This window comes from Nostoc punctiforme PCC 73102 (genome assembly GCF_000020025.1).
In the GTDB taxonomy this organism is placed as follows: domain Bacteria; phylum Cyanobacteriota; class Cyanobacteriia; order Cyanobacteriales; family Nostocaceae; genus Nostoc; species Nostoc punctiforme.
In genome coordinates this window covers 4,689,318-4,703,157 of record NC_010628.1, presented here as the reverse complement: position 1 = coordinate 4,703,157, position 13,840 = coordinate 4,689,318, and the positions used below count along the sequence as shown (strand labels likewise).

Sequence of the window (13,840 nt, the reverse complement as noted above, 5' to 3'; positions counted from 1 at the left end):
TAAATTCGACTGGGAAATATAGAATAATTACAGCTACATTAACTAATAGAAAAATATTGATATTAGTTAATAGTAAGGGTTTTTAGCCTTCTCTTCTCTATGAGAGGCTATGCGAACAAAATAGGGCTAAAACCCTTACTGCAAACCTTTAATTATTTACGCTATCCTACTTATTAATACAGAAATACAGTAGATTGCAAGTAAGTAAGGTACAAAATTTAGAGCTAAAAATCAGATATAAAGAGCTTCTGCTTTCTACATCAAAACCCGTAGTTTTGTACTTTATGAAAAAGAAAACTGTTTTATTACTAACTAATTAGCTCACACTATATTTTGATTTTTTATCTTTACAGTAAATTATTAATGAGTCTTTCTTAGAATTTTATATGTTTCAAATACTAATAATTGATGATGATTATTCCATAAAAATACTTTTGAAACGGATGTTGGAAAAACAGGGTTATGAAGTAGTTACTGCCAGCAGTGGCGAGGAAGGAATAGAAAAAGCGCTAGCTTGCCATCCAGCACTAATTATTTGTGATTGGATCATGCCGGGGTTGACTGGTCTAGAAGTTTGCCAGCGTATTAAAACAGATCCCCAATTTTTCACCACATTCTTTATTTTATTAACATCCTTAGATTCAGTTGCCGATTGCGTCAAAGGTCTAGATGCTGGTGCTGATGATTTTATATCCAAACCTATCGAGCATAATGAATTACAAGCACGGGTAAGAGCGGGGTTACGCCTGCATCAGTTGAGTAGAGATTTGCAGGCTCAAAAGTTGCTTTTAGAATCAGAAATGTCAGAAGCAGCAGAATATGTGCGATCGCTGCTGCCTTTTCCTATGACTGAACCTTTCAATATAAATTTCCGATTCATTCCCTCGCGGCAACTCGGTGGTGACTGTTTTGATTACTATTGGCTTGATGACGATTATCTAGCAATTTATTTACTCGATACTGCGGGACATGGGCTCAAAGCTACTCTTCCCTCAGTTTCAGTGCTGAATCTGCTGCGTTCTCGTGCGCTCAAAAGCCTGAATTACTATCAACCTAGTGATGTGTTGAAGGCTTTGAATGATACCTTCCAGATGAATTATCAAAATGACAAATACTTTACGATTTGGTACGGTGTTTACAATCGAATCAACCGCCAATTAGTTTATGCTAGCGCAGGTCATCCGCCAGCAGTTTTAATAACTGGTTTATCCCCAAGAAAGTCTGATGTTCAACTCTTGAAAACCCCCGGTATGCCAGTTGGAATGTTTCCAGAAGCAAAATATGTTGATGAGGTTTGCAATATTGAAAAATTTAGTAGCCTTTACATTTTTAGTGATGGTGCTTATGAAATCACTAAATCAGATGGCACTCTTTGGAGTTTGGATGCTTTTATTCAGCTACTAGTTAGCTTACAAAACCCTGTTGATTGCCAACTCGATCCCGTACTGAGTTATTTAATCGCTCTAAACTCCAAAGATGCTTTTGATGATGATTTATCTATTTTGCAAATTAAGTTTGATTAATTACGTATTGGATACTAAAACCTGATTAAATGCATCTTGGCTAGGGAATATTTCAAATACTTTATCCATATTAGTAAGTTCAAATAATATTCTAACTTGCTCATTAATTGAGCAGAGAACAAGCTTAGTATCTGCTGCCCGCAAGGTTTTAAAAGCTAACACTAAAGCTCCTAAACCTGAACTATCCATAAATATTACATCTTTAAAATCCACTAACACAATTTTCGCACCACTTTCTAAAATATCAGTGATATTTTGTCGAAATTCTTGTGAAGTTGTGGCATTCAAATTACCACTGAGCTTAATAACTTTTACTTGTTCTCTCATAATTATGTCACGCTTCTTTGTGTAAAGGATGCTCTGATGCCGCTATTTTCGCTATTATATACCCATCATAGAGCATTTAAAAATGCTTTCAAAACTAAATCTAACATTAAAAATTGAGTAATAATTGATAATTAATCTGTATCGATGAAGATTCATTATAAATATTTAAATATGATGTTTTTGTAATTATAAAAAAAATACTAGCTTAATTAAGTATATTTTTTCTACTACCAACAGACTAACTATAAATAACAAGATTGGTAAGTTGGCATGATAAAACTCATGTATGTTTAGTTGTGTAAAAACATTGGAATAACTAATTTTCAAGCTGTTCGCTGATTTTATGTTTTATCACAGATGTAGATTTTTAACGCCAACTTACTTCCATCCCATTGATGTAGCTATCTACTGATCTACAAGCTGAAGTTATGACTTTTCAGATTATTTCCCAAATATTTTTTTATTTATGTCCGATTACTTACATTATGGAAATAATTTATCTCTGGAATGCCGCTCTAGAGCTAAAAATTTCGGTTTCAATAGCGCCAAGTAAGCTTAAACCCACACCGACGCTTTAACAGAACTTCTCAGAGGCGATCGCTTCTGCAATTTTAGTATTCCCAATATCTGTCATTTTTCAACAGACAACACAAAAAGTAAAGAGTTCTGAATTTATAACTCCTAACCCCTAACTCTCTCAAACAGGACTGACTTTAGCTCTGTAAAGCAGCTTTTCACCTTGAAGATAGCCAGTGTAGCGCACCTTGACTATTTCTCCAGGTAGTGAAGTTCCTTCCATCAGTTGGTGTAGTTGGGGGTTATAAGGCAATTCTGCTCCCACGGGTGCGATCGCTTCCACTCCCCAAGCCTGTAAAAGCTTTTCCAGAGGTTTCTGCACTAACGGTACTATTTTCACTGCTGCTAGCTGTGGATTCTCTTGGGCTTTCTGCGCTGCTGTTGGCCATTGCAATAATAAAGACTCCAGCAGTTGTAAAGTTGACTGCTGGAGTTCTTGTAGTAATATCTCTCGCTGCTGTTCTAGTTGAAACTGCGATCGCTGATACTCTTTTCTTAAGTCTGTAATCTCTTGTAATAATTCCTGACTAGGCGCTGCTTTCTCTTGTAATAACTCTACGGTTGAAAAAGTTGCGATTAATTCATTCAATGGCATCTGTAGCACTGGTGACAGCTTCAGCAGTACATCTACCCGCATTTGCTCTAGCTTTCCTTGGCGTAACCGTAAAAGTTGCCGTTCTGAAACACCAGCAGCTCGACTTAGTGCTTTAAAACTAGAAATACCCACCTGTTGCATTAAATCTTGCAACTTTTGGGTATTGGGCATTTGGCATTGGGTATTGGGCATCCCTTCGGCTCCGCTCAGGGCAAGTGGGCATTGGGCATTGGGGACTGGGGATTGGGCATGGGTATTGGTGATTAAGTTTTTTCTCAATTCCCAATGCCCTATTCCCTATTCCCTAATTCCTATTCCCTAATTCCTATTCTTCCAGTAAACTTCTCAACATCCAAGCGGTTTTTTCGTGTACTTGCATCCGTTGAGTTAATAAATCGGCAGTAGGCTCGTCGTTAACTTCCTCTATCACGGGGAAAATAGACCGTGCAGTTCTAACTACCGCTTCTTGTCCTTCCACTAATAAGCGGATCATCTCAACAGCTTTCGGAACTCCAGGAGTTTCTGGAATCGAACTCAGTTTGGCATATTCGCTATAGGTTCCCGGTGCGGGATAGCCAAGCGCTCTAATTCTCTCGGCTATTAAATCAACCGCTAAAGCTAATTCTGTATACTGGGTTTCAAACATCAAATGTAAGGTTTGGAACATCGGCCCCGTTACATTCCAATGGAAGTTATGAGTTTTCAGATAAAGTGTATAAGTGTCAGCCAACAGACGAGATAAACCCTCGGCAATTTTAGCCCTACTCGCCTCGTCAATGCCGATATTTACATTTTTGACTGTTACTTTTGATGACATAATTTTCTCCTAATTAGGTTATATGTAATTGGGGATTGGGGATTGGGAATTGGGAATTGGGAATTGGGCATGGTTATTTTCCTTTTCCTTGTCCCTCTTGTCCCCCTCTGCCCCCTGCTCCCATGCTCCCCTGCCTCTCTACTCTCATTCTCTATGCCAAGTGCATCTTTAAAACGCTACGGGGTGCTTTACGAACTCTGGCTAAAACGGTTTCTTTGCCTAAACGCTGGCAAGCTTCATACCGATGGCAACCAGAAAAGCCATAATATTGTCCATCTACTTCTAGGACATCAATAGGTTCTTGCTGCCCAATCTCCGCAATCGATTCCATTAAGGCTTGCACTTTATTTGGATCGTTTGCACGGGGCAATGGCCGTTTTATCTGATTTAATGGAATTTCTTGGACTCTAACCATAAGGAGTTTATCCAACTAGTTCTGTTTTGTGTCTCTAAATAAATCATAGTCATTATGACTTCGTTTTGCAACGTATATTTTGGGCAAAACTGGTAATGGTATCATTGGAGCGCTCATGCGACAAAAAGACCGCACTGCAAAGCAATTGGAAAATAAGCTCCAACGCCGCATTAGGGGGCAAAAGAAGCTCGATATGCTGCGCGTAGCTTGCTTTCCCGTAGGGGTACGCTATCAGGTAGCCATGAAATTTTTGTTTTGGCGTTTTTCCCACACTGTGCTGACGACATTTTGTTTATTGGGACTGACTGCTGCATCAGGTCCTGAGAGTAACATCCAGGATATAGAACTGAAAATTGGGATTGTGCAGCGATTTGGTTCACAACCCACAGTCAAACTGCAACTGGAACCTACAAAAGGCGATCGCTTAAAGCTAAAATTTCAAGCGGGCAACAAGCAGCAAATCCTGCTGACAAAGAACCCTGTAAAGCTGGAAACAGTTATGCAAGCTTTACCCCAGCCAGCAGTTGAAGAAATGGTAGTCTTAGGGACATACCGTACTTTTGAGACTGCGGAAGACAGTGCTAACAAATGGCGTTCTCAGGGAATAGAAGTGGAAATCGCCCAGCCAGAACGCTGGCAAGTTTGGGCTAAACGAGATGTTTATAGCACTCCTTTATTGCGGCGCTTACTATTGCAGAACATCCAAGCTTCTACTAAAGATAAAGTATATCTTGATACTAAAGTTTTAAAACAAGTGCCGCAAGTTAGTTGGGTGGTAGATGGTAAACGCTATAGCCCAGATGATTTGGAAATCAGCACTGATAAAAACTTGATTCGGGTGAATAAAAGCGAAAAACCTGAAAATGCTCGTCTTTATGCTGGACAACTGAATTTGCAGCCAAATGCTTACGGCACATACACTTTAGTTAACCAAGTACCTCTAGAAACTTATTTACGTGGGGTTGTGCCTTACGAAATAGGAACGGATGCACCGAAAGCAGCGCTAGAAGCCCAAGCAATTCTCGCCCGGACTTATGCTTTAAGAAATTTACGCAGGTTTGCCGCAGATAACTATCAGTTGTGTGCCGATACTCACTGCCAAGTTTATTATGGGCTAAATGGAGCGGCGGCTAAAACAGACCAAGCGATCGCCTCCACTAGGGGTAAAGTAGTAACTTATAAAAACGAACTAGTAGATGCCTTATATTCTTCCACCACAGGTGGTGTTACTGCTTCCTTCAGCGATGTCTGGAATGGCGACGATCGTCCCTATTTGCGCCCTGTACTAGATGCTGCGACTAATTTTTGGAACTTGTCTAAGCAGAGTTTGGCAGATGAAAAGAACTTCCAGAAATTTATTAATATCCAGCAGGGATTTAATGAGAGCAAATGGGATGCTTTTCGTTGGCACAAGGAAACCCGTTTAGAGGATATTATCAAGGACTTGCAGAAATTTTTGCAGGTAAAAAACAGTCCTTATGCCAAATTTAAGACAATTCAGGCTATGGCAGTCGTGAAGCGAAGCGAGAGTGGACGCATCCTAGAACTCGCGGTTAAAACTGATAAAAGCACTTTTATTCTCCACAAAGACGAAGTTCGCAGTGCCTTTGCTGCTCCTACGAGTACGCTTTTCTACCTAGAACCACTGAATAAAGGCAAACCAGAATTGTGGGGATATGCTTTTATTGGTGGTGGATTAGGACATGGAGTTGGCTTGAGTCAAACTGGCGCTCAAAATCTAGCAAAACTAGGTTGGTCAAGTCCCAAAATTCTCCAATTTTATTATCCTGGTACTCAGATTCAAATTCTCAACAAAGAGATTAAACTCTAAGCTAATCGCCCTTTACAGCAGTTTGCTTTTTGAGTGAGGTACAAAATACAGGAATCAAAATTAGATAAACTTCGTCTACCTTGAGAACCGTAACCCAACATAAATAAGGTGGTAATGTTGGGTTGCGTTTCACTCTACCTAACCTACATAAATATATCTTTTAAAAAACTCTAGATTTTAACATAGATGAGGTTTAGAAAAAGTTTCTACCTCCTACATCCTGCCTCTATCTTGAGGTAGGAATAAGGAGTCAACAAAAGGCAAAATTGCTGAGGTGGAAATCCATACTAAAAAAATTAAGCAGGAACACTAAATTTACTGTGTTCCTGCTCAACATGAAATCAGGCTTTTTTTCAAAGTGGCTTTAAGAAGCACACACAAATTGATGTTTAGTCTTGCAACATTGAGACCTTGGGCTAGCGCTGAAGTCTTGATGTTGAACAACTATAATCACCAATAGAAATAGGTTTTTGGCTATTTACTTTTGCTCTTAATAGAGTTCTTCTTCTTTGTGAGTTTCGATCGTGACATTAGAAGTTGGGTAAGCAACACAGGTCAGTACATATCCAGCTTCTATTTGATCGTCATCTAAGAATGATTGATCGCCTTGATCGACGGTACCTGATACGAGTTTACCTGCACAAGTAGAGCAAGCACCAGCGCGGCAAGAGTAGGGCAGGTCAATACCAGCTTCTTCAGCTGCGTCTAGAATATAGGTATCGTCCTCAACATCAAGGGTTGTGTTCAGCCCTTCAGCCTCGTTAATTAGTGTCACTTTATAAGTTGGCATTGAGTAATCCTCTCTTTTGTGAACGGCAGTATAAGTTATCTTAAGGCAAAGGTCGCGGCTGTTCTTGAGAATTAGCCGCTAGTTTATATTTGCTTCAATTCTGATACTACGAGAAAAATTAAACTATGTAACTCGAAATTGAAGCCGATTAGTAATGAAATTTTGTTGCTTAATCCCGATAAGTTTTATTTATGTATTTAATGCCCTAGTTGGGCTGTCATAATAAAAAACTATGTTCTAGCTAAGAAAACATGATTAAATTTGATATTATTTAAATTTGCAACAAGGCTTTATTATCCATGAAATCCGACTTTTGTCAAGACAATCAAAAAACTTAAGAAGTTTGAAATCAAGAAACTTCCTGCAACAACTCCAAAAATTTCAAGACTAATAAAAACCTATTTTTAAGCAGGTCACATAATGAATTTGTGCCAAGTTTTTATATAGAATGATCGTGTATAATTCAGGAGCAGCCTTGGAAAAAGCAAGAGTGCGTGTAGGTTTGGTAGGTACTGGGTATGCGGCAAAGTTCCGGGCTGAAGCATTGCTCCATGATGAGCGATCGCAGTTAATAGCAGTTGTTGGTCATACCGCAGAAAAAACAGAAGCCTTTGTCAGAGAGTACCAGATTAAAGCATTGAGTTCTTGGCAAGAGCTAGTAGAGCGTGAAGATGTAGACCTAGTAGTAATTTGCACTGTTAATCGAGATCATGGTGCGATCGCTCGTGCAGCACTTACCAATGGCAAACATGTAATTATAGAGTATCCCCTTTCGTTGGATGTAGTCGAAGCAGACGAACTGATTGCCCTAGCCAAAGCACAAAAAAAACTCTTGCACGTGGAACACCTAGAACTTTTGGGTGGTTTGCATCAAGCCTTGAAGCAAAACTTAGCCAAAATTGGTGAAGTGTTTTATGCTCGCTACAGCACGATCAATCCCCAAAATCCTGCACCCCGTAAATGGACTTATAACCACGAGTTGTTCGGTTTTCCCTTAATTGGGGCCCTGTCTCGCCTACATCGCCTCATCGATTTATTTGGTACAGTATTTACTGTTAACTGTCATCAGCGATATTGGGAAATAGAACCGGAATATTACCAAACCTGTTTCTGCACTAGTGAACTGTGCTTTAACAGTGGACTTTTAGCCCAAGTAGTCTATGGCAAAGGCGAAAGTATTTGGCAATCAGAACGCAAGTTTGAAGTTCACGGTGAAAAAGGTGGTTTAGTCTTTGATGGCGACACAGGAATTTTCATCCAGCCAGAGGAAACAACACCTATAGAGGTTGGCCCTCGTCGGGGTTTGTTTGCCAAAGACACAGCTATGGTGTTAGACCATCTTTTTGATGGCACTCCTTTGTACGTTACCCCAGAGCAGAGTTTGTATACCTTAAAGGTTGCTGATGCTGCTCAAAGAGCTGCACAGACAGGGTTCACTATGTTTATGTAAATTTGTCTAGATAAAAGTTAATGAAAACTGAACTAATTGTCATTTTATCCCAACGAGAAATAGAGAAAATGCGTCAAGCTGGGCGTTTAGCAGCCAAACTTCTCCAGCATCTCGAACCGTTTGTGAAGCCAGGGGTTAGTACTCTAGAACTGAATGATGAAGCCGAACGTTGGACGCAAGCACATGGAGCAAAAAGCGCACCTCTTGGCTATAAGGGTTATCCCAAATCGATTTGTACCAGTGTTAATGAGGTAATCTGTCATGGCATTCCTAACGCCAAGCAGATTCTCAAAGATGGTGACATTATTAATATCGATGTAACGCCCATTGTTGAAGGGTATCACGGCGATACATCCAAGACATTTTTTGTTGGCACTCCTTCCCCAAAAACGAGAAAGCTGGTAGAGGTGACAGAAGAGTGTTTGCGTCTGGGTATTGCTGAAGTGAAACCAGGGGGACGGATTGGCGATATTGGTGCAGCTATTCAAGAGTATGCTGAAGGGCAAGGCTTTTCTGTAGTGCGAGATTTTGTTGGACACGGCATCAGTAATATTTTCCACACTGCGCCGGATGTTCCCCATTATGGTACTCGCGGTAAAGGCAAGCGCCTGAGACCGGGGATGGTTTTTACTATTGAGCCAATGATTAATGAAGGTACTTACGAAGTCGAAGTTCTCAGCGACAAGTGGACTGCGGTAACGCGCGATCGCAAACTATCCGCTCAATGTGAGCATACCCTAGCTGTAACTGAAGATGGCGTTGAAATTCTCACTCTACCTGAAGGCGAGAATTACTAAACTGGTAGGTTTTCTACTACTTAATTAACACAATAACTCCAACTCTTGCTGCGGAAAATGCCACACTAGAGTAACTAATATTGCTCTATGGATTAGAGTTTTTTTGATGTCTGTAACCGGAGCAATGAGTTGTATAATGTACTCCAGATTTTGAAGCATATTAGTCAATTTCCTAATCAAAGATAGTTAGAATAATCAAGAGCAGCAATACCTGCTCTTGTACTGAACCAGGAAGGACAAATGTCTATGGTCTCAGCCACTATTAATACAAATACTATTAGCTCTGAGGCATTCGTTGCTGGCTATCTGGATGATATACGCTACGAGTTAATTGACGGAGAACTAATCGACTTGGAACCCACTGGACTTCATGAACAGGTTGCTGGGTTAATTAATCGTAAGCTTAACGTAGCAATTGATCTGCTCAACTTGCCTTGGTTTATTCCTATGAAATGCCTAATTAAGCCATTAGGTCAAAATTCAGCCTTTAGACCGGATGTTGTAATTCTTGATCAGACGAGTTTGGCAAATGAACCATTATGGAAAACTGAGCCAGTTATTACACTAGGCAAGTCTGTAAAGTTAGTAGTAGAGGTTGTCAGTACTAATTGGCAGAATGATTATGCCCGGAAAGTGGAAGACTATGAAGCTTTAGGCATAGGGGAGTACTGGATCGCGGATTATCTAGGGCTAGGAGGCAAACGCTACATTGGCTTATCCAAAGAACCTACAATCACGATTTATCAGTTAGTTGATGGAACTTATCAAGCACAACAGTTTAGAGGAACAGAACGCCTCATCTCCCAAACGTTTCCAGACCTGAATCTGACCGCAGAACAGATATTTGTTGCGGGTCGCTAGAGTTAGAGATTGAGGAACACGTCATATTCTTTGGGGATAAACATTTACACTTTTTAAAGCTAATAAAAAAACATAAGTGCGAATTTTATCACCTAAAAATCAATATTTATTAAATGATAAAGTAAAACATATATAGAGGTAAGATTATGACTCAAGCGTTGCCCAAATTACTCACCTTCAACGAATTTATTGAATGGTATCCCAATGACGCTAAACGCTATGAATTGCACAAAGGAGTAATTATTGAAATGCCACCTCCAACCGGAGCGCATGAAAAAGTTGTGGGATTTATAGCCCATAAGCTAACTGTCGAGTTTGATCGCTTGAATCTTCCCTACACTATACCCAAAACTGCATTTATCCAAACTCCTTCTGCCGAATCCGCTTATTCGCCTGATGTGTTGCTGCTAAATCTTGATAATCTTGACAATGAACCGCTTTTTCAAAAACAGTCAACAGTAAGCCAAGCAGCATCAGTTCCAATAGTTATAGAAGTTGTTTCAAGCAACTGGCGAGATGATTACTACAATAAACTTAGAGATTATGAGGAAATGGGAATTCCCGAATATTGGATTGCTGATTATGCTGCATTGGGCGCAAGAAAGTTCATCGGCAATCCCAAACAACCCACTATTTTTGTATGCGAATTAGTTGATGGCGAATATCAAATGACATCTTTTCAAGGCAATACAGCGATTTTATCACCTACCTTTCCCCAATTAAATTTAACTGCACAACAGATTTTTAATGCGGCTAACTAATTTTTTATCTAGTCTTTCAAGATGCGCTAAATCGCGTCTCTACATTAATGTTTTGGGTTTATAGCAATCCTATTTGAATTGCGAAAATATAGATTAGGAAACGAACCACAAAGGACGCAAAGGAAGAAAAGAGGAAAGAGAGATATAATTCACGAATGATTTAGGACTACTAGAAATTTCTGAACTGTATTGTCTTATAACTATCTTTCCAACTTATTAGGAATACCTTCACAACCACCTGGAATAGTAGCTCTAGTTTTTTCGCCACCCCAAGTACAACAATAGCAACGTGCAGACTCAGACATCCGTTGCACATTACTGAAATCGGCATTTTCCACTACAGCACCAGTTTGTTCGCCGGTTTCATAATCTGGCGGTTCAGTCCGACTGCGGGGTGATGCTTTATCTACTAAACCGTAGAATAGGCGAATGCCGTTGATGTCGGCACCAGTGAGATTAGCATTATATAAAATTGTGCGGGAGAGGTTGGCTTTTACTAAGTCACAACCGGTCAAATTAGCGCGGACAAGATTAGCTTCGCTGAGGTCAGTCCAACGTAAATCAGTACCAGAAAGGTCTGCTGCGGCTAGCATTACGCCTAAATCGATGACACGCAAACCTTCCAGACGGTCTTCTGCGTATCCGCCAGTCCCATCAAGAATGGCTCGACCTAATAGGCGATCGCGTTTTAGGGGTGACAACAACTTGGAACGTGAGAGAAAGCGGAGAATTTTCGCTTTACCACTACCATCAACGCTACTTAAAATTGCCGCAGTGCGTCCTTCAGCGATCGCTCTTTCTTGGGGCCAATCTTCTAATAATCCTTCTTCATCTAACACCAAGTCTGAAATGCCTTGGAAATAAGAATCAATTGTCTGTTGCTGGGTGATAATATTTTGCTGAACTGTGAGCAGGTTTTGCTGAATTGTCAAGTCTTTGGAAATAACATATTGCCGCCACGCTACATAAACAGCAATGATGGCGATCAGGATTTGTCCCAAAGCACCAAACCAATCTGCTAGGGTTCCAGCAATATCCCAGTTAATTTTGCGTCCTAAAACAAGTAAGCGATCGCTCACCCCTGTAAACCTGATCAAGCCGATGATAGCTACTATTAGTCCCAAAAAGGCCACAAAAAGGGTGCGCTCTTGGGGTGAAAACCACTCGTTTAAAACTTCTTGGAACCAAGGCAATAATATGGCTAAGGATAACAGCAAAGTTATCAGCGTTCCGATAATGCCAACCATCCAGTTATTGAGGATAATTCCGATGAATGTGATAGCGATCGCTATTAGAGTAATTAGCAATGCCCTTGGCTTAACTATAAATTGATTGCTAGTGGGTTGCTTGACCTCAGAACGGGCTTGTTGTAAAGCAGTTGTATATTGCGGAGATTTCAAAGATGCGATCGCCGCTAGTGCTTGTTGTGTCGCTAGTACTTCTGAGCTGAGGTTTTTCTCAGTTGTACTCCCGTCAAAGTCATCAGGTTGCAAGTCGTTTTCAGGTACTGATTCTGGGGTTGGTGGATTAGAGGAATCGGATTCAATCGTCATGTTTTCTATTTTGCCCTCTCAATCCAAGTTATGCAGCATTTCTACCGGAGTAAATTGTTAAAAAATAGGCTAAAGATTATCCTGCTTGCCCTAGTGGCAACTACCACTATTGCCCTAACAGTCATCGCCAGACCTGTTGCTCATTTGACTTTAACAGCCTGGAGCGATAGCGATGATCGTCAACCTCTGCCTCTTGGCACGGTTGATGATGCCAGTCACCTGAATCAGACACAGGTGACAATTAAGCAGGTTAAAAGTCAGCCTGGAGTTGCTGAGGTGCTACTACAGTCTGTACTTAGAGATGCCTTACGTCAAGATAAGAAGGTAGCGATCGCTGGTTCACGCCATACGATGGGTGGTCACACTCTGTATGCTAAAGGTATCTCCTTGGCGATGCTTAACTTTAACCGGATGCAATTCAATCCGGCGACTAAAATTCTGACGGTACAATCAGGAGCTAAATGGTCTGATATTATTCCCTACCTAAATGAACGTGGCTATTCTGTCGCCGTCATGCAGTCCAACAACGATTTTTCTGTTGGCGGTACGATGAGCGCCAATGCTCATGGTTGGCAACATAATAGTCCGCCCTTTGCTAGCACGGTCGAAAGTTTCCGGTTAATGCTGGCAAGTGGCAAGGTTGTAGAGTGTTCCAGACAGGAAAACTCAGAGTTATTTTCTCTCGTTTTAGGCGGTTACGGATTATTCGGAATTATTCTTGACGTGGATTTGAGAGTAGTACCCAATGAGACGTATATAGCTGAACGGTTCGTGATTAAGAGCGAGAATTATATTGATACCTATCGGCAACGGATAGATGGTGCAGCCAATATTGGTATGGCATACGGTAGACTTTCTGTTGCACCAGAAAGCTTTTTACAAGAAGCTATTCTCACCACTTACCGCCAAATTCCCCAAGGAAGTCAGGCTATTGTCTCTTTAGAAAAACAGTCAGATTCTGGATTACCTCGGACGGTTTTTCGGGGCAGCATTGGCAGTGACTATGGCAAAAACTTGCGCTGGCAATTAGAAAAAATCGTTGGGGGAGAAGCCGGAAACCGGGTTTTGAGAAACCAGATTCTCAACCGTCCCTCCACCTTATTTGAAAATCGTCATCAGGCAGAGACTGACATCCTGCATGAGTACTTTATTCCCCCTCAATCTCTGGAAGCTTTTTTAGAGAAGTGTCGCGTGATTATTCCTCAGTCCAAAGGGGATTTGCTCAATGTCACGGTGCGAAATGTTCACCAAGATAACGACAGTTTTCTCAGATATGCCGATGGGGAAGTTTTTGGATTGGTGATGCTGTTTCATCAGCAACGCACTCAAGAGGGAGAGGCAAAGATGGAGGTAATGACCCAGAAACTGATTGAGGCAGCCCTCGCGGTTGGTGGCAGGTATTATCTACCCTATCGTCTCCATGCTACACCTGAACAATTTCGTCAAGCTTATCCACAATCTGCTAAATTTTTCGCCCTCAAGCGCAAGTATGACCCCAATGGGATTTTCCAGAATTATTTTTACCAAAAATACGGCAGTTAAAT

13 protein-coding genes are annotated in these 13,840 nt (G+C 40.8%); 7 read left to right on the top strand and 6 right to left on the bottom strand.

The window, feature by feature from the left end:
* Window positions 1–386: 386 nt before the first annotated feature.
* Window positions 387–1,523, top strand: a complete 1,137-nt coding sequence (locus tag NPUN_RS18860; RefSeq protein WP_012410094.1) for a SpoIIE family protein phosphatase — start codon at window positions 387–389, stop codon at window positions 1,521–1,523.
* Here the strand turns inward: NPUN_RS18860 and NPUN_RS18855 are convergent, their stop codons facing one another.
* The 4 genes from NPUN_RS18855 to NPUN_RS18840 all read right to left on the bottom strand — a co-directional run bounded on the left by NPUN_RS18855 (window position 1,524) and on the right by NPUN_RS18840 (window position 4,253).
* Window positions 1,524–1,850, bottom strand: a complete 327-nt coding sequence (locus tag NPUN_RS18855) for an STAS domain-containing protein (protein WP_012410093.1) — start codon at window positions 1,848–1,850, stop codon at window positions 1,524–1,526.
* A gap of 697 nt (window positions 1,851–2,547) precedes the next feature.
* A complete protein-coding gene (grpE, locus tag NPUN_RS18850) occupies window positions 2,548–3,192 on the bottom strand; it encodes a nucleotide exchange factor GrpE (protein ID WP_083782481.1) in 645 nt (214 codons plus the stop codon).
* Window positions 3,193–3,346: 154 nt separating this feature from the next.
* The gene (locus tag NPUN_RS18845; protein WP_012410091.1) at window positions 3,347–3,838 is read right to left on the bottom strand and encodes a Dps family protein; all 492 of its coding nucleotides are present in this window, start codon (window positions 3,836–3,838) and stop codon (window positions 3,347–3,349) included.
* Between the two features lie 151 nt (window positions 3,839–3,989).
* Window positions 3,990–4,253: a ParB N-terminal domain-containing protein gene (locus NPUN_RS18840; protein ID WP_012410090.1), complete on the bottom strand. Its 264-nt coding sequence runs from the start codon at window positions 4,251–4,253 to the stop codon at window positions 3,990–3,992.
* 115 nt (window positions 4,254–4,368) lie between these two features.
* Between NPUN_RS18840 and NPUN_RS18835 the strand changes: the two genes are divergently transcribed.
* The gene (locus NPUN_RS18835) at window positions 4,369–6,084 is read left to right on the top strand and encodes a SpoIID/LytB domain-containing protein (protein WP_012410089.1); all 1,716 of its coding nucleotides are present in this window, start codon (window positions 4,369–4,371) and stop codon (window positions 6,082–6,084) included.
* 490 nt (window positions 6,085–6,574) lie between these two features.
* On the opposite strand, the gene NPUN_RS18830 is transcribed toward NPUN_RS18835, so the two are convergent.
* Window positions 6,575–6,874, bottom strand: a complete 300-nt coding sequence (locus NPUN_RS18830) for a ferredoxin (RefSeq protein WP_012410088.1) — start codon at window positions 6,872–6,874, stop codon at window positions 6,575–6,577.
* 448 nt (window positions 6,875–7,322) lie between these two features.
* Between NPUN_RS18830 and NPUN_RS18825 the strand changes: the two genes are divergently transcribed.
* The 4 genes from NPUN_RS18825 to NPUN_RS18810 all read left to right on the top strand — a co-directional run bounded on the left by NPUN_RS18825 (window position 7,323) and on the right by NPUN_RS18810 (window position 10,743).
* Window positions 7,323–8,324: a Gfo/Idh/MocA family protein gene (locus tag NPUN_RS18825; protein ID WP_012410087.1), complete on the top strand. Its 1,002-nt coding sequence runs from the start codon at window positions 7,323–7,325 to the stop codon at window positions 8,322–8,324.
* Between the two features lie 20 nt (window positions 8,325–8,344).
* A complete protein-coding gene (gene map, locus NPUN_RS18820) occupies window positions 8,345–9,121 on the top strand; it encodes a type I methionyl aminopeptidase (protein ID WP_012410086.1) in 777 nt (258 codons plus the stop codon).
* Between the two features lie 240 nt (window positions 9,122–9,361).
* Entirely contained in the window at window positions 9,362–9,982 is a 621-nt protein-coding gene (locus tag NPUN_RS18815; RefSeq protein WP_012410085.1) for a Uma2 family endonuclease, read from the top strand.
* Between the two features lie 146 nt (window positions 9,983–10,128).
* Window positions 10,129–10,743 carry a Uma2 family endonuclease gene (locus NPUN_RS18810; protein ID WP_012410084.1) on the top strand — a complete coding sequence of 205 codons (615 nt, stop codon included), beginning with the start codon at window positions 10,129–10,131 and terminating at the stop codon, window positions 10,741–10,743.
* A 200-nt stretch (window positions 10,744–10,943) separates the two neighbouring features.
* On the opposite strand, the gene NPUN_RS18805 is transcribed toward NPUN_RS18810, so the two are convergent.
* Window positions 10,944–12,296 (bottom strand): pentapeptide repeat-containing protein, encoded by a 1,353-nt coding sequence (locus NPUN_RS18805; RefSeq protein WP_012410083.1) that lies wholly within the window; start codon window positions 12,294–12,296, stop codon window positions 10,944–10,946.
* Between the two features lie 93 nt (window positions 12,297–12,389).
* On the opposite strand from NPUN_RS18805, the gene NPUN_RS18800 reads away from it, so the two are divergent.
* On the top strand, window positions 12,390–13,838 hold the full coding sequence (locus NPUN_RS18800) for an FAD-binding oxidoreductase (RefSeq protein ID WP_052304632.1): 1,449 nt from the start codon (window positions 12,390–12,392) through the stop codon (window positions 13,836–13,838).
* Window positions 13,839–13,840 lie beyond the last annotated feature (2 nt).

Coding starts and splice junctions, on each gene's coding strand:
- NPUN_RS18860 (WP_012410094.1), top strand. CDS start 387: ATGTTTCAAATACTAATAATTGATGATGATTATTCCATAAAAATACTT.
- NPUN_RS18855 (WP_012410093.1), bottom strand. CDS start 1,850: ATGAGAGAACAAGTAAAAGTTATTAAGCTCAGTGGTAATTTGAATGCC.
- grpE (WP_083782481.1), bottom strand. CDS start 3,192: ATGCCCAATACCCAAAAGTTGCAAGATTTAATGCAACAGGTGGGTATT.
- NPUN_RS18845 (WP_012410091.1), bottom strand. CDS start 3,838: ATGTCATCAAAAGTAACAGTCAAAAATGTAAATATCGGCATTGACGAG.
- NPUN_RS18840 (WP_012410090.1), bottom strand. CDS start 4,253: ATGGTTAGAGTCCAAGAAATTCCATTAAATCAGATAAAACGGCCATTG.
- NPUN_RS18835 (WP_012410089.1), top strand. CDS start 4,369: ATGCGACAAAAAGACCGCACTGCAAAGCAATTGGAAAATAAGCTCCAA.
- NPUN_RS18830 (WP_012410088.1), bottom strand. CDS start 6,874: ATGCCAACTTATAAAGTGACACTAATTAACGAGGCTGAAGGGCTGAAC.
- NPUN_RS18825 (WP_012410087.1), top strand. CDS start 7,323: ATGATCGTGTATAATTCAGGAGCAGCCTTGGAAAAAGCAAGAGTGCGT.
- map (WP_012410086.1), top strand. CDS start 8,345: ATGAAAACTGAACTAATTGTCATTTTATCCCAACGAGAAATAGAGAAA.
- NPUN_RS18815 (WP_012410085.1), top strand. CDS start 9,362: ATGTCTATGGTCTCAGCCACTATTAATACAAATACTATTAGCTCTGAG.
- NPUN_RS18810 (WP_012410084.1), top strand. CDS start 10,129: ATGACTCAAGCGTTGCCCAAATTACTCACCTTCAACGAATTTATTGAA.
- NPUN_RS18805 (WP_012410083.1), bottom strand. CDS start 12,296: ATGACGATTGAATCCGATTCCTCTAATCCACCAACCCCAGAATCAGTA.